This is a genomic window from Pseudomonas sp. AM4(2022), assembly GCF_036346515.1.
Classification (GTDB): Bacteria; Pseudomonadota; Gammaproteobacteria; order Pseudomonadales; family Pseudomonadaceae; genus Aquipseudomonas; species Aquipseudomonas paracarnis.
The window spans coordinates 40820-56566 of the sequence record NZ_JAOTNW010000013.1; the positions used below are offsets into that span (position 1 = coordinate 40820).

The following is a 15747-nucleotide window of genomic DNA, read 5'->3' on the forward strand; positions in this document are numbered from 1 at the left end:
CTGCGAACTTATTATTTTGCGTCGCTCTGAATCATATCGAGTACGCAAATGATCGAGGCATACGACATGGCTCTACATTTTCCCTCCCGCAACATCTGTCGGTTTGATACTGCGGGCGAGCGCCGTCTGGCTGAACGCCTGGAAAAGAAACTGTCGGACGATTGGCTGTGCTGGTTCAATGTACCTGTGGGCCCTAAAGGCTTGCGGCCAGACTTCGTGCTGATGCATCCGCAACGAGGGATTCTGGTGCTGGAGGTAAAGGACTGGAAGGTGGAGACCATCGAAAGCCTGACCGGTGAGCACGCCAGGATCCGTGTCGAAGGTCAATTGAAAACCGTAGCCAACCCGTTAGCACAGGCTCGGATCAACACCCTGGAGGCCGTGAAGCTGCTGCAAAATGACCCGGCATTGCAACAGCCAGCCGGTTCTATTCGCGAGCGTAGCTTACTGATGCCCTACAGCTGGGGCGTGGTACTGGCAGAGATCACCCGTAAGCAGTTCGAGAGCGCCGGGCTTGCCAATGTGCTGGCTGAACAGCGAGTCATCTGCCGAGATGAAATGACTGAGGCGGTAGAAAGCGAGGGCTTTGAGGCGCGCCTGATCAGGATGTTTGCTCAGGTGTTCGCCTGCCACCTCACAGATGAGCAAATTGACCGAGTGCGCTACCACTTGTTTCCGGAGGTACGAGTAAACCTCTCACCGGGTCAGTTTGGTCTGTTCAGCGCCCACGAAGCGCCGGTGCCGAGTTTGATCAAGGTGATGGACCTACAGCAGGAGCAGTTGGCACGGTCCATGGGCGAAGGCCATCGCGTGATCCATGGTGTGGCGGGTAGTGGCAAAACCATGATTTTGGGATATCGCTGCGTATACCTGGCGCAAACCAGCAACAAACCCGTCCTGGTACTTTGCTACAACAAGTCTCTGGCAGGGCGTTTAAAACAGGTACTGGCAGCGCGAGACCTGGGTCATAAAGTATCGGTGCGTAATTTTCATAGCTGGTGTCGGGACCTTCTAAAGGCTTCGGGCGGCGAACTGCCAAGTCGTACATTGAACCTCAAGGACGCCAATGCACTGCTTGTGCGAAACGTGATTCTGGGTGTTGCCAGGGGGCAGATCACCAAAGCGAAATATGCCGGCATCTTGATCGATGAAGGCCAGGACTTCCAGCCAGAGTGGTTCAAATTGGCGGTTGATTTACTCGACCCTGCCAGCAACTCGCTGTTGGTGCTCTACGATGATGCGCAATCTATCTACCGAGGTAAGGCAGCTAAAGGCGGCATGGAGTTCAGCTTCGCCAGCGTCGGCATCCAGGCATCGGGGCGTACGACCATTTTGCGGCTCAATTACCGCAATACTCTGGAAGTATTGTCTGTTGCCCAGGCCTTCTCCCTGGAGATGTTGAATGCCCGTGAAGCTCAGGAAGATAATATCCCGGTAGTCGCGCCACAAAGCGCCGGTAGACGCGGCCTCCTCCCGGAACTTCTGCACTGTGCAACACCATGGCAGGAGCACAATTGCATCGTCGAGCGCATTCGCGACGAACAGCGCAAAGGGCGTGCACTGGAAGACATGGCCATTATCTGCCGATATTGGGCTCAGGCCATCCATATTGAAAAAGTCCTGAAGGACGCCGGCATCCCCTTTGTCTCCGGGCGCTTCGATCAAGACCGCAGCAAACTCTACGATGGTGCAGACGCAGTCAAAATCGTCAGCATGCACTCCAGCAAAGGTCTGGAGTTCGGCTTGGTTATCCTCCCCTATTTGCACAACATGCCCAAAAAAGACGCAGATGGCATAGATGAAGCGCGCCTGCTATATGTGGCCATGACCAGGGCCATCGATCGCTTGGTGATGATGCACCGTGATCACTCCAGCTTTACCCGGCGGGTCCAGGAGGCGATCAGGGTGGTCAGTGAGCATTTGGCGGGGAACGATGCGCAGAACACTGAACTATAAAAAGGACCTCAAACTGAGCAGCAGTGAGGTCGATCATTGAAGGTCACGTCGCGCGGAGTCTCATTGCTCCTAGGCTTCAGGCATTGCCGAAGAATGGTGATTGAGAATCTTCCACTGGCCGTCCACCTGTTCATAGACAAAGGTATAGCGCGCCTGCACCCGACGCGTCTTGCCCGTCGCCTCGGTCAGGGTAAAAGTGTAAACGCCGCTGTCCACGGCCACGTTGCTGCCCAGCAGACTGATGTCGCGGTAGTTGATTTGGCCAACAGGCTTGAGCGCTATGAAGTGATCGAAGTACTCCTTGATCTGAGCCGACGTGGTGCGCAGCTGATTGGACATGGTTGGCTGCAGCACCGCGTCCGGCGCGTACAGGTCGACCACCGATTGAGCGTTACCGGTCTGTAACATGCTGTTCCAACGGTCAAACAAACTGGCAATCTCACGATCCTTCACGTTGGCAGGCGCTTGGGCCACAGTGCTGTAGACATACGGGGGCGTCTGCGCTGCTTGAACAAACGGTGCGCTCAAGGCAAAAAGCAAGGCGATGGTCGGGGTTTTGAATTTCATTGCGATACTCCAGTGCAGGGTGGTCGAGCACACTTTGCCAACCCGCCAGCCCCCCGACATCGGCCAACCGGAATCATTTAGCTATGCCATTTGGCAGATGGCACCCCGTACCGTTAACAAGGTTTAATGACCCCTCCTGCGCCCGTGGCGCTTGCCCCAACGCGAGAGCCCAAGCATGCAAAACCTGCCACATGACCCCGGTAGTGCCTTGGCCATCCGCACCCAATATCGGCAATCCGAGAGTCGCGCGGCGCGCCTGCGGCTGTTGGTGCATACCGGGCAGGAGTTGACCCGCCTGGCCCCGGACGCCATGCGCGAGCAAGTGTTGGCGCGGGCTTGCGCCTTCCTCGCGATGGACCACGGGATGCTGCTGGAGTGGGACGCCGACGGGCGCGTTAGCACCACCGCCCGGCATGGCAGCCGTGATCGACTGAACAGTCTGGAGATCTCCGCCGACCGTACAATGCGCACGCCGAACTGGCAGGATCGTCCGGGGGAATCCTTGCCCAATGTGCTGCGGGTGCCGTTACGCGGTGGCGACGGGAATGCCTTTGGCGCCCTGGTGCTGGCCAACAGCGTGAGCCTGCGGGCGCCGGACAACGAAGACAGCGAATCCATGCAACTGCTCGCTACCCTGCTGGCTGCGCACCTTGAAAATGACCGATTACTGACGACGCTCAAAGCCCGGGATCGCACTCTGTCGGATCTGGTCAAACGGCTGTTTTGTGCGCAAGAAGACGAACGTAAGCACGTCGCCTATGACCTGCACGACGGCCTGGCGCAAACCCTCGCTGGCTTGCACCAGCGGCTGCAAGGTTTTGCCGGCAGCTGCCCGACACTGCCGGGCACCCTCGGGGCAGACTTGCAGGCGATTCTGGCACTGGCCCGGCATTGCGTGGTTGAAGGCCGGCAACTGATCAGCGGCCTGCGCCCGACGGTGCTCGACGATTTCGGATTGCTCAAGGCGGTCGATAAAGAGGCTGATCGGCTGCGCGAAGCCGGAATCAGCGTGCATTGGTTAACGCGTTGCGAGGTGCGCTTTCCCAGTCAGGTGGAGATCGGTTTGTTCAGGATCGCCCAGGAAGCGATCAACAATATCCTCAAACATGCGCACGCCAAACAGGTGCAACTGGGGTTGGAACTGCACGACGGTCAGGCCTGGCTGCGGGTAAAAGATAACGGCAACGGCTTTGCTGCCCCCGAACTCCAACTCGATACCGACAAAACTCGACATCTGGGCCTGGCCACCATGCAGGAACGCGCCAGCCTGTTGGGTGGACGCCTCACCTGCACCAGCGCAATCAACGGCGGCACCCAACTGCACGTCGGCGTGCCCTTGAACCTGGATGGAACACCCCAATGACTCACCTCCTACGTCTCGTGCTCGCTGATGATCATGAAGTCACGCGCACCGGTTTTGTCGCCTTGCTGGCCGGTCATCCGCAATTCGAAGTGGTCGGTCAGGCCCGCGATGGTCAGGAGGCCGTCGAGCTGTGCGAACGGTTGCTGCCGGATATAGTGATCCTCGACATCCGCATGCCGTTGCTCAACGGCCTGGGCGCCGCACGTCTGCTTCAGCAACGCCTGCCGACCCTGAAAGTGGTGATTTTCACCATGGACGATAGCCCCGACCATCTGGAGGCGGCCATGAGTGCCGGCGCCGTCGGTTATCTGCTCAAAGACGCCAGCCGCGACGAAGTGATCGACGCCCTGCAGCGCGTCGCTGCCGGTGAAGAAGCCCTCAATCGTTCCGTCAGCGCCCGCCTGCTAAGACGCATGACCGAACGTAATGCGAGTGGCGGTACACCCACCGAAAACCTCACTGCACGAGAACGCCAGGTACTTGGGCTGGTGGCCAACGGCATGAGCAATCGCCTGATCGGTGAGAAGCTGGGGATTACTACCGGCACGGCAAAAGCCCACGTCGAACGGGTCATCGGCAAACTCGGGGCGGCTGACCGAACCCAGGCTGCGGTGCGTGGCATTGCTCTGGGCCTGGTGACTCAACCATGAAGGTGTTTTATGCCGGACGCTGGGCCGACCTGCCGCTACGGGGCAAGGCCCTGGTGGTGATTTCCCTGCCATTGGTGATCCTGCTGCTGTCACTGGTGTTGATCTACATCACCGAGCGCCAGACCGCCCGTGCCGAAGAAGACGTGCGCCGGGTATTGCTGGTGCAAGGCGATATCCAGACTGTGCACACCTTGCTCGCCGAAGCGGCCGCCAGCGTGCGCGGTTATCTGCTTACACATCGAGAAGATTTCCTGCCGGGCTATCTGAAAGCCAAGCCCCTGATCGAATCGGCCCTGCGCCGCCTCGACAGCCATGTGCGTGATGAACGGGTGCGTGTGCAACTTACCGCCATTGCACCGCTGATCAACAGCAAAATCGATGGGCTGGAGCAAATGCTTCGCGATCGAGAGGCTAAACCGGAGTCGCTCACCACCATCCTGGTCAATAACAAATACATCCTCGATGAATTGCGCGAGCATATCGGCACCATGCTCACCCTTGAGGACACGTTGCTGGCCGAGCGGACTGCGGCGGCATACGCGACCCGTCAGCGGCTGTTGTTCTCAACCTTACTGGCCGCCCTCTGCGGACTATTTGGTGCCATCGTGGCGGTACTGTTTTTGTCCAAAGGGATCGTAGCCAGGGTGCAGCAGGTCCAGGGTAATGCCCAACGCCTGGCCCTGGGGCAACCTTTGCAGCCACAACCGCCGGAGAACGATGAGATTGGCCAGTTGGGTACTCGCCTGGTGGAAGCCGGCCTACTGCTGGCTGAACGTGAACGCGCGTTGCGCGACAACGAAGAACGCTTGCGGCTGATCATCGACGGCGTGAAGGACTACGGGATCTTCGCCCTCGACACCCAGGGTTATGTCACCAGTTGGAACGCAGGCGCCGAGCGGATCAAGGGCTATACGGAGCAGGAAATCATTGGCCAGCATTTCTCGATGTTTTACCTGACACAAGAGTGTCCGCAGCATCCCGATATGGCCTTGCGTGAGGCCACTCGCGACGGGCATTACATGGAGGAAGCCTGGCGTTGCCGCAAGAATGGCAGCCGCTTCTGGGCCAGCGTGGTAATCACTGCGCAATACGACAGCAGCGGCACGTTGCGTGGGTTCTCTAAAATCACCCGGGACATTACCGATCGCCGCGCGGCCGAGATTGCGTTGCGCACTGCCCGCGAAGAGGCCGAGCGCGCCAGCCTGGCTAAAAGTGAATTCCTGTCGCGCATGAGCCACGAACTGCGCACCCCGCTCAACTCGATCCTGGGCTTTGCGCAACTGCTGGACATGGACGCGCCCCCTGGGCAAAAGGCGCAGATCGGTCACATACTGCGTGCCGGCCAGCACCTGCTGATCCTGATCAATGAAGTGCTGGACATTGCCAAGATCGAAGCCGGACGCCTGCCGCTGAACATCGAATCCGTGCCCTTGGCAATCGCCTTGCAAGAAGCCTTGACGCTGGTCTCGCCAATGGCCGCCGATGCCGGCATCCAGCTGGCACCGCTGCCAATCCTGGCCGCTGACAGTGGGATCGTCGCCGATCGACAACGCCTGACTCAGGTGTTGCTGAACCTGCTGTCAAACGCCATCAAATATAACCGGCCTGAGGGTCAGGTCAGCATTGAGGTCAAGATTGATCAACAACGAATTGCCGTGTCAGTCAGCGATACCGGCAAAGGCATTGCGGCTGATCGCCTGGTTCGCCTGTTCAAGCCGTTTGAACGCCTGGAGACCGACCCGAATGTGGAAGGCAGCGGCCTTGGTCTGGCACTGAGCAAGAGCCTGCTGGAAATGATGAACGGTAGCCTGACCGTGCAAAGTCAACCCGGCGTCGGTTCCCGATTTACCCTGGAGCTGGCGTTTGTACACTTGCAGGACGCCTTCGGGGCAGCCGCTGCCGCGCTCGATAATCGACCGCTGATCCCTGCACTTGCAGACTCCGAAGTTCAGGGCAAGGTGTTGTGCATCGAAGACAACCTCTCCAGCCTGGCACTCATCGAAACCGTGCTGCAACGGCGACCTGGGATAAAACTGCTCTCGAGCATGCAGGGGCAATTGGGGTTGGATCTGGCCGTCCAGCATGCGCCACAGCTCATCCTGCTGGATGTCACGCTGCCCGACATCGACGGGCTGAACGTTCTGCAGCGCTTGCGCCAGTGCGAAATCACCCGATCCACCCCGGTGCTGATGATCACCGCCGACGCCAGCGACCTCACCCGCCTGGCCTTGAGCGACGCGGGCGCGACCGCCGTGCTGACCAAACCGATTCACATTCCTTCGTTCCTTGCCCACCTCGACCAGTACTTTCCGGAGCCCGTGTGAACCCCGACCTGCGCATTCTGATCATCGACGACAAACGCCCCAACCTCGACCTAGTGGAGCAACTGCTGGTGCGTGAGGGGCTGACCAACGTGCTGAGCAGCACCCAACCGTTGCGGACCCTGGAGCTGTTTAACAGCTTCGAGCCGGACCTGGTGATTCTCGACCTGCACATGCCTGAGTTCGACGGTTTTGCCGTGCTGGAACAACTCAACCGACGTATCCCAAGCATTGAATACTTGCCGATCCTGGTGCTCACCGCCGACGCCACCCGCGACACACGCTTGCGCGCCCTCGCCCTGGGAGCCAAGGACTTCATCAGCAAACCACTGGATGCGCTGGAGACCATGCTGCGCGTTTGGAACCTGCTGGAAACCCGTGTGCTTTACAAGACGTTGCGCACCTTGGTACCAGCCGATCAAATTGATCTGCTGCAAAGGCGAGGATCAAAGCCATTACACTGAATAGCCCGGATTGCTGAGTGTTCCGGCGGGCCAGCCAAAAAAGGAAAGTTCCTACATGATGTAGCCGCATTACCTTATAGCGTTAGAACTCAGTGCACACTCGATGCACGACAAAGCCCCTTGGAAATAAAACGATGAAACATACCGTTTTTCTTGCTGCGGCGTGCGTTCGATTGCGTATGTTGCTTGGAGCAGCCCTACTCCCGCTTGCAGGTTGCCAAAGCCATACGCCGGCAGAGGCCGCAGCTATTGCAGCAGCAACTCAACAACAGGAAGACGGCAAATTTACGAGTGATTTTCAAACAGTGCTCTACCGTAACAGCTTGGCCGCCAATGCACTCGGATTGCAGGGAGCTGTGGATATGCAGATGACTGTCGACTCTCAAAACAACGTAGTGGGCTGTTCAGCGCGTAGTAGTCGGTATGAGCAGAGAATAGCTAGTGGACAGGATGACCTCCGAATCGGTCGTTTGATTACCGACATTTGCTGGAACGCTTTATTCCCCGAGGTTCGGCCAGAAGTATTTGTTGATTCGAAAGACACCCAAACAATTATTGCCCCTGTCGTACTCGTGTCTTTGAGGGGCTTGTCGGACAAGCAGAAAGAACACCAGAAAAACAACATCGAGATGTATAAACAAATACGCTTTTTTCGCGAGAACTTAATGACTAAACAAGACATCGACAGTGTCGGTGTCGCCACGTTCCACTTTGTCTCGACTGCCGAGGGGCTAGTACGCGAATGTCTAGTCAACCTTGACCCAAGCGCCTACCGCCCGAAGAAATTCAAGATTGATAACGCCCTACAGCAGCGTCTCAGCACACAGTGCAAGCATTTGAATTTCCAGCAAATGCCCGGATTCAATCCGAATAAAGACGGGTTATTTCAAGGCTATGTCTCCGTTGAGTACAGTCCCTGGATGAACCGCCAGAAGAAACCCTGAACTGTATAAAGATCTTCGGTAACCTACCGGGAGTCAAGGGCGCTCCCCTCGACTCCCAGGCGATAAACCATGACAGATAACCAAAACTCGACTTTTAATTTTTTCCTGAAGTGCTACAAGTTACTCTTTACAAGCTTGCTGATTTTGTCGATCACGATGGCGATTTATTTCACGTTTACCGACCAACTTAAAGATGCAGCTAAAATGGCGCGTAGCGCCTTAATATTTGCAGCCCTGCTTTGGGTTGCAGTAAATTTACGCTGGATTGAAGAACGCATCGGCCCATAACCATTGCATCTCGACTTTTTTGAAGGTGGATTTCTGCTAAAGCCGCACCACCTTAAAAAATCAATATAAATTTTTCACAAGCACCATTTTATTTTGTGAATAGAAGATTTCTGCTTACTGCTCCCAGCCCGCCTGAATCGCATGGGTAATTTGATCGACAAACACCCTTGTCTTCGTCGGAACCAACCGCACCGGGGGCATCACGGCTCTGATCATTTCTGCCTTTCACAGCCCCTGGAGACTCATCCACTTCCATTCGATGGCGTGTGCACCGAGACGTCTTGGAAGCAGTTGATCGCGCCTTGGATTTCTCCATGTCGGGGGAGCTAACGCACTGGATCGCTTTTTGTTGCACCCGTTCAGTAAACCGTCAACCGCAGGGCTTTCTACCGCACAACCCCATCATACGCTGGGTGTCTTGAGGCACGAAGACCAGCGGCGCCACGATCTCTTGCACGCCCGAACTGTCGGTCAGCGGTGCGGCGTTGCCCATTGTGATTCGCGACGCGGCCTTCATGACCCACGCGTCGACATTCGCGTCGCCCGAACCTGTGAGCATCGTTACTTTCGGCGTACCGCTGTCTGACGTGAAGCGATAGGACAGCCGCACGCTCTTCTTCTCGCCCGTGGCATTGACCGCTTCGAACACTTCCCGGACAGCAAGCCTGCGAGTCTGCAGCTTGAGAAAACCCGTCAGCCAGATTTGCTGATAACGTTGCATTTGGTCTTCAGTCAGCGGTTGTCCCGCCAGGCGCAGGCGATTCATGGCCTGCCACACTTCGTCGCCACAGTACTGGATTGCGCCCAAATAGAGTGCCAAGGCACCAGGCAAATCCTGCGGGCCACCCTTGCCTTCTTCCATTAAACGCCCCAGCGCCAGCACGGCATTGTTGCCAGACAGGCGATAGAACTGGCGTGCCTTGGCATAGTCCACGGGTTCGCCCTCGCCGCGTTCGGCCATCTGACCCAGCAGCACATTGGTGGCCGGTTTGATCTTGGCGGACTCTACGAACAAGGCACGGGCCTTGCGCAAATCTTGATCGACGCCGTGCCCGCCTTCCTGATACAGCTTGCCCAGCATGGCCATGCAGGTGGCGTTGCCGTAACCGGCGAAGCGTTCGATATAACGCAAGTTGTCTTGGTTGAAGGGCTCTATACCGGCAAGCCCCATGCAGCGAAAGCCAACGTGGAGGGAATCGTAATCAGCAGGTCGAAGCAGGCTCTGACAGCCCGCGAGGGTGAAGAAAAACAAAAGAAGGTAGGCTGGTTTTAGCATGGCGTCCGTGCGTCCTTGCGGTAAAAGCAGGCATTATGCCAGCCATTGACCCCATGCCCAATTCACCGCTCCCCCAGGTCAAGGCGTTTTTGCAGAGCAAAGCGGGCTCCTTTGGCGACCCGATAGCCTCTAAGCGTCGAAAGTCGGGCATGCGTGCGGCGTTATGTCGGTAACCCACGCTTGAATCCAGACCCGCGCAGGCCTACCCTGCACGCGTCGAACAATCACCCAACACGTCAAGGAAGACTTCAAATGTGGGATGGCAGCGTTACTTTTGGCGACTCATGGGCCGGTTACATTGGCCGTGCGGATCAAAACACTGCTCACTCCCATGTCGCCATCCAACTGTGCATCGGCGTAGGCCAACCCGCCACTCTGGAGCTGCCAGGGAAGGTGATCCGTGCGGCAGGCGTGATCATTGGTCCCAACGTCGAACACCGTGCCGTAGCCGAGAGTCACCCGGTGGCATTTTTGTATGTCAGCCCGGACACGGTGTTGGGCCGTGCGCTCAATGCGTTGCTGCAAGACGATGGCATCGCCCTGGCCAGTGATGAATTGCTGGAGTGTTTCCGCCGTAGCACGTCCCTGGCGCACTTTGTCGACGCCCTCTCGCGGCTGCTGGCAATTACCCCCCCGATCGACCATAGGCTCCACAAAGCCTTGAATATTCTGCGTCTGGACCGCGACGGCCCAGGTTGTGTCAGTCGCGCTGCCCAGGCGGTGGGGTTGTCCAGCCCGCGCTTGCGCTGCGTCGCCACCCACCAGATGGGTGTTTCCCTCTCCCAGTGGATCATCTGGAACAAATTGGAACGCGCCTCCAAATCCCTGGCCGGTGGGTCGACATTGTCGGACGCCGCTGCCGACGGCGGTTTCTCCGACCAGGCGCATCTGGCTCGCATGATGCGCCGCATGATTGGCATGACGCCGCGCACCGCCGCCGAGGTTTTGCGCAAGACAAGCGTTTCGTTCAAGACGCGCTGATATCAAAACGCCAATATCAATCGCATCTTATTCGCGACCACGTTAAGCGCTGAGTACCGGCTCCCAGAGCACCTCAGCGCCACCGAAAGTGAATAGAAGAGTGTTCGCCCGGGGCACCTGTGCCTGCGATTCGGCGAAACGCACCATGAATTCTTTCGATGAATCCGCAGGATGCGCCCTACATGTCAGCACAGCAAAAATTAACCGTCCTTCTCACTGGAGGCTCAGGGGTGCTCGGTGAGTCACTGATCGACTGCCTGGCAGAGGACTTTCACTTGGTCTGCCTGGCGCGCAAAAGCCGTATCCGCCATCCCCGAGTAGAAGTGCTCAAGGGTGATATTTGCAGCGCTGACCTAGGCTTGGCCAGCGACGTTTATGCTGAGTTGCTTGAGCGTGTCGACTGGGTGATCCACGCCGCGGCGGTGACGCGACTGGACGGTGATATCGACCAGATTTTTTCGGTGAACTACCTCGGCACCGAAAACGTCGTGGCCTTTGTGCAGCAAGCCAAGGTGCCGCTGTATCACATCAGCACCGCCTTTACCCACCCTTGCGACTATTACGAAGGCGTGCAAGCAGAAACCCCTTATGAAGTCGCCAAGCGCCAGGCCGAAACGCTGGTGCGCTCGGCCGGCATCGACGTGTCGATCTTTCGTCCGTCCATCATCATCGGCGACGCCAGCACCGGGCATATGCCCAACTTCCAGGGTTTCCATATGACCATGGGGCTGATGATGTCTGGCGTACTGCCTATCGTGCCCTGCCCGCCTGCCGGCTATGTCGACCTGATCGCCCGTGACGTCGCGGCGCGAGCGATTGCCAATGCACTGCACCAGCGTTTGATCGGCGACGACTATTTTCTCACCAGCGGCCCGCAGGCCCTGGATCTGACGGGGCTCCTGGACCTGATGTGCCAGTCCATGGACACCCAGAGACAACCCTTCACACGGCCACGCTGCATGGCGCCGGACATTTATGAACGGTTGATCCGCCCGGTATTTCTACCGGCGCTGAGCGGCAATATCCAGGCCGCCCTGACCCGTGCCACCCAGTTGTGCCGCTATGCCTGCCTGCGCACGCCACTGCCCACCTCATTGCCGCAGTTACTCGGCGAGCCGGCGTTCAGCCAACGCGATGTTGGCCGTGAGTTACTGCTCTCGCTCAACCACCTGGCGCCCAAGCTCGGGGCTCTGACGCGCATGCTCAAGCAGCCGGTGACAACGTCCACAGAAGCGAGCGTGGCATGAACCACACGGTTATCGAACCTACTCTCGACGCCGCACAGGTCGACCAATACCTGCGCCAGCACGTCAACTCCGGCTACGCACGCCTTGCGTCACTGATGAACCTGCCGATCGAGCAATCCAGCCGTGGCGTCTACATCTACGACGAGCAAGGCCGCCAATACCTGGATGCAGGCGGCTATGGCGTGTTTTTCCTCGGGCACGGCCACCCGGTCGTCGTGGAAGCGGTTACTCGGCAACTGCAGCAAAACGCTTTGGCCAGCAAGTTGTTGCTCAACCCACAACAGGCCTTTGCTGCCCACGCTCTGGCGGCACTGTGCCCGGGTGACCTGGACTATGTGTTCTTTTGCAACTCGGGCGCCGAGGCCACCGAAGCCGGCTTGAAACTCGCCCGCCTCAACGGTTGCCGCCGCACGCTGTCGACGTTCGGAGGCTTCCACGGCAAGACCCTCGGCGCCCTCGCCGTCACTGGCCGCGAGAGCTACCGAGAGCCTTTCAGCGGGTTGCTCAGCAACAGCGAGTTCGTGCCGTTTGGCGACAGCGTCGCGCTGGAGCAGCAACTGCGCGCATCGCCGGACAAGGCCTGTGTGATCCTCGAACCGATCCAGGCCGAAGCGGGGGTGATCCTGCCGCCATCCGGCTACCTCAGGCGCGTGCGCGAACTGTGCGATCAATATGGCGCCGTGCTGATTATCGACGAGATCCAGTCTGGCCTGGGTCGCACCGGCTATTGGTGGGGCTGCGATCAAGAACAGGTGGTGCCCGACATTATGCTGGTGGGTAAAAGCCTGTCCGGCGGCTGCGTACCGGTGAGCGCCATGGTGGCCCGTGCCGAGATCTACGCGCCGTTCAATCGCAACCCTACGGTCCATACCTCGACCTTCGGCGCCAACCCGCTGGCCATGGCGGCTGTGCAGGCCACGTTGCAAGTGATGGTGCAAGAAGACCTGGTCACGCGTGCCCGGCTGCTCGGCCAGGACCTGCACGCCCGCTTCAGCGCGCTGTTGCAGCAACAGGGCTTGGCCGAACGCGTGCAACTGCGCAGCGCCGGTTTGCTGTTGGGCTTTGAATTCGCTGAGGCCTCAATCGCCGCCAACATGGTCATGGCCCTGATCGAGCAACGCATCATTGTGTGCCACTCGCTCAATGACCATCGGGTGCTAAGGCTCACGCCTTCGCCACTGCTGACGGCCCAGGATTGCAACTGGCTGATCGAAGGCTTCGCCCAGGCGCTGACCACTTCGATGCCATCCCTTTAAATGGAGTTTTCCCCCATGCAAGAAGTCAACGTGCAGGCCCATATTCCCCATGCCTGCGCTGATGAAGTATTTGCGGTGATCAGCGATTTCAGCAACTACGTCGAGCTCTGCGAATCGGTGCGCAATATCAGCATCAACAAGGTCAGCGACCAGGTGTCGTTCACGTCCTGGGAGGTCAACTTCCACAGCGGCATTCTCAAGTGGCAGGAGCGTGACACCTTCAATGCCGACACCCGAGAGATTCATTTCGAGCAGATGGCCGGCGACGTCGATCACTTCTCCGGCACCTGGCACGTCTTGCCGGACGGCAAGGACGCGATCATCACCTTTAAATCACGCTTCGACCTGGGCCTGCCAATGCTCGCGGACATGCTCGACCCTGTGGCCAAACAAGCTATCCGGGACAACATCCACTCGATCATCACCGGCCTGTTTCCGGCGAGCTACTTGAAGGCCTGAACCATGTCACTGTCGTTACTCAATCGCTCACGCGATTTGCTTCAACGCTACGCCCCGGGTTTTGACGAGCGTTTGGCGGCCATTCCGAGTGCCCAGCGTGAAACGCCACAGAGCGAGGTCATCGCCCTGTTCAAGCAACATGGTCCGGTGGGGTTGCTGGTCAACCGCGAAGCCGGCGGGCTGGGCGCGAACATCCTCGACGCGGTGCATGTGCAGATCGCCCTGGGCGCCCGCTCGCCCTCGTTGGCGGTGGCCAGCACCATGCACCAATTTTCCGTAGCGAGCTTATTGGCACTCACGCAAAACGGCGGCGGCGCCGAAGGCCTGTTGCTGGCCGCCGTCGCGCAAAACCGCTTGCTGCTGTCTTCGGGGTTTGCCGAGGGCACCTCCGGAGCGGGGATTCTCGACTCGGCCATGCAGGCAGTGCAAACCCCAGAGGGGGTTTTACTCAGCGGCAGCAAGAAGCCCTGCTGCCTCGGGCAGTCGATGGACTTGCTCACCGCCAGCTATATCCGCCAAACCCCTGGCGGCGAAGAGCTGATGGTCGCATTGATTCCGGCCACGGCGCCGGGCATCAGCCGCAACCCCTTCTGGCAGAACAGCGCCCTGGCCGGCGCAGAAAGCATCGAAGTACGCCTCAATGAAGTGCTGGTGCCCGAGCGCATGGTGTTTTCCGCCGGTTACACGCACCAGCTGGGCGACGTGCAAACCGTGGGTTTCATCTGGTTCGAACTGTTGATTTGCGCATCTTATGTGGGTGCCTGCGCCGGCCTGATCGAATCGGTCACAGACGCCGCTCGCTGGACCGCGCATCACCGCGTGGACCTGGCAGCCGACCTGCAACTGGCGATCAGTGCCCTGGAAGGCGCGGCCCTGGATATCGAGCGCAACCCGCAGGACTTGCCTAACGTGTTGGCCCGTCTGCTGCTGGTGCGTTACGGCATTGAGCAACGGCTTGCCCAGCTCTCCGACCAGGCCCACGCCATGTTGGGCGGGATGGCATTCATCACCAGCAACCTGAGTTCCAACGGGCTGATGGCCTGCCGCGGCTTGCAATTTCATCCACCGGCCAGGATCTCGATGGCGACCAACCTTGATACCTACCTGTCCGCATCAACCTTCAGCATGACCGGAGCGCACTCATGAACCTGCTCGGAAAAACCATTGTTATCACCGGTACCGCGCGCGGCCTGGGTTTCGCGGCGGCCAGCAAGCTCAAGCGACTGGGCGCCACCGTGATTGGCCTCGATATCCTCGCACCGCAAGACAGCGGCCTGCTGGACGCGTTTTATCAAGTCGACCTGTGTGACCGCCACGCCGTGGCCAACGTGATCAGCGCTATTAGCACCGATTTCGGCGACATCGACATTCTGGTCAATAACGCCGGCACCCTGACACTGGAACGCGGCGAAACCGGCGTCACCGATGAGGTGACCCGCGCAGTGGACGTCAACCTGTTCGCGCCTTGGCAACTGACTTCGGGGTTCCTGCCGGGGCTACTGCGAAAGCGCGGCAAAGTGGTCAACGTGTCCTCATTGTTCGCGCTGGTGAATGCGCCCTACGTCGCGGCCTATGCCGCGAGCAAACGCGCACTGAGCGCTTATTCGGATGTGCTGCGCATGCAGTATCGCGGGGAGCTTGATGTGGTCACGGTGTACCCGGGGTTCATCGACACAGCGATCCACTTGCCCGCGCAGCGTGTGGGCCTGTCGGTCAAACGCCTGGTGACCTTCAAGTGGGGTGACAAGACCCTGCTGTCCCTGGAAGAAAAACTGGATGCCGCCGCGAACGGCCTGGTGCGCGCCTGCCAGAAAAATGGCCTGCGCAACCGTGGACTGACGTTCATGGGCACGCTGGCCATGTACACCGCGCGCAGCGTGCCGAGCGTGGTCGATGCCTTTATCGCCATGCGCCTGCGTACGCTAACGCGTGGCGGTCATCTGGTGCTCAACCCTGAACTGATCGAGTAAGCCCT

15 protein-coding genes are annotated in these 15747 nt (G+C 58.7%); 13 read left to right on the forward strand and 2 right to left on the reverse strand.

Annotated features, from left to right (window positions below):
• The first annotated feature begins 48 nt into the window (after window positions 1–48).
• Window positions 49–1956 carry an NERD domain-containing protein/DEAD/DEAH box helicase gene (locus ODQ19_RS18480; protein WP_330210859.1) on the forward strand — a complete coding sequence of 636 codons (1908 nt, stop codon included), beginning with the start codon at window positions 49–51 and terminating at the stop codon, window positions 1954–1956.
• Window positions 1957–2025: 69 nt separating this feature from the next.
• Here ODQ19_RS18480 and ODQ19_RS18485 read toward each other — a convergent pair whose 3' ends face one another.
• Complete coding sequence (locus tag ODQ19_RS18485) at window positions 2026–2523, reverse strand: SgcJ/EcaC family oxidoreductase (RefSeq protein ID WP_116668742.1); 498 nt, start codon at window positions 2521–2523, stop codon at window positions 2026–2028.
• Window positions 2524–2698: 175 nt separating this feature from the next.
• Here ODQ19_RS18485 and ODQ19_RS18490 point away from each other — a divergent pair, with 175 nt between their 5' ends.
• From ODQ19_RS18490 to ODQ19_RS18515, 6 genes are all read left to right on the forward strand, one after another.
• Entirely contained in the window at window positions 2699–3886 is a 1188-nt protein-coding gene (locus tag ODQ19_RS18490) for a sensor histidine kinase (RefSeq protein WP_116668741.1), read from the forward strand.
• Entirely contained in the window at window positions 3883–4536 is a 654-nt protein-coding gene (locus ODQ19_RS18495; RefSeq protein WP_065944138.1) for a response regulator, read from the forward strand. Before ODQ19_RS18490 ends, ODQ19_RS18495 begins: the two co-directional genes overlap by 4 nt.
• Entirely contained in the window at window positions 4533–6860 is a 2328-nt protein-coding gene (locus ODQ19_RS18500; protein WP_330210860.1) for an ATP-binding protein, read from the forward strand. Before ODQ19_RS18495 ends, ODQ19_RS18500 begins: the two co-directional genes overlap by 4 nt.
• A complete protein-coding gene (locus tag ODQ19_RS18505) occupies window positions 6857–7321 on the forward strand; it encodes a response regulator (protein WP_116668738.1) in 465 nt (154 codons plus the stop codon). The genes ODQ19_RS18500 and ODQ19_RS18505 overlap by 4 nt, the downstream gene beginning before the upstream one ends.
• Before the next feature lie 134 nt (window positions 7322–7455).
• Window positions 7456–8265, forward strand: coding sequence for a hypothetical protein (locus ODQ19_RS18510; protein WP_116668737.1), 810 nt, complete (start codon window positions 7456–7458; stop codon window positions 8263–8265).
• A 69-nt stretch (window positions 8266–8334) separates the two neighbouring features.
• Window positions 8335–8553, forward strand: coding sequence for a hypothetical protein (locus ODQ19_RS18515; protein ID WP_330210861.1), 219 nt, complete (start codon window positions 8335–8337; stop codon window positions 8551–8553).
• A gap of 370 nt (window positions 8554–8923) precedes the next feature.
• On the opposite strand, the gene ODQ19_RS18520 is transcribed toward ODQ19_RS18515, so the two are convergent.
• Window positions 8924–9829, reverse strand: coding sequence for a tetratricopeptide repeat protein (locus ODQ19_RS18520; RefSeq protein WP_330210862.1), 906 nt, complete (start codon window positions 9827–9829; stop codon window positions 8924–8926).
• 252 nt (window positions 9830–10081) lie between these two features.
• On the opposite strand from ODQ19_RS18520, the gene ODQ19_RS18525 reads away from it, so the two are divergent.
• The 6 genes from ODQ19_RS18525 to ODQ19_RS18550 all read left to right on the forward strand — a co-directional run bounded on the left by ODQ19_RS18525 (window position 10082) and on the right by ODQ19_RS18550 (window position 15742).
• A complete protein-coding gene (locus tag ODQ19_RS18525) occupies window positions 10082–10810 on the forward strand; it encodes an AraC family transcriptional regulator (RefSeq protein ID WP_116668734.1) in 729 nt (242 codons plus the stop codon).
• A 182-nt stretch (window positions 10811–10992) separates the two neighbouring features.
• Complete coding sequence (locus ODQ19_RS18530; protein WP_116668784.1) at window positions 10993–12057, forward strand: SDR family oxidoreductase; 1065 nt, start codon at window positions 10993–10995, stop codon at window positions 12055–12057.
• Window positions 12054–13313, forward strand: coding sequence for an aspartate aminotransferase family protein (locus ODQ19_RS18535; protein ID WP_330210863.1), 1260 nt, complete (start codon window positions 12054–12056; stop codon window positions 13311–13313). Before ODQ19_RS18530 ends, ODQ19_RS18535 begins: the two co-directional genes overlap by 4 nt.
• 15 nt (window positions 13314–13328) lie before the next feature.
• Window positions 13329–13772 (forward strand): type II toxin-antitoxin system RatA family toxin, encoded by a 444-nt coding sequence (locus tag ODQ19_RS18540; RefSeq protein WP_019820107.1) that lies wholly within the window; start codon window positions 13329–13331, stop codon window positions 13770–13772.
• 3 nt (window positions 13773–13775) lie between these two features.
• Window positions 13776–14918: an acyl-CoA dehydrogenase family protein gene (locus ODQ19_RS18545; RefSeq protein ID WP_116668732.1), complete on the forward strand. Its 1143-nt coding sequence runs from the start codon at window positions 13776–13778 to the stop codon at window positions 14916–14918.
• Window positions 14915–15742, forward strand: a complete 828-nt coding sequence (locus ODQ19_RS18550; protein WP_014718383.1) for an SDR family NAD(P)-dependent oxidoreductase — start codon at window positions 14915–14917, stop codon at window positions 15740–15742. Before ODQ19_RS18545 ends, ODQ19_RS18550 begins: the two co-directional genes overlap by 4 nt.
• Window positions 15743–15747: the final 5 nt, after the last annotated feature.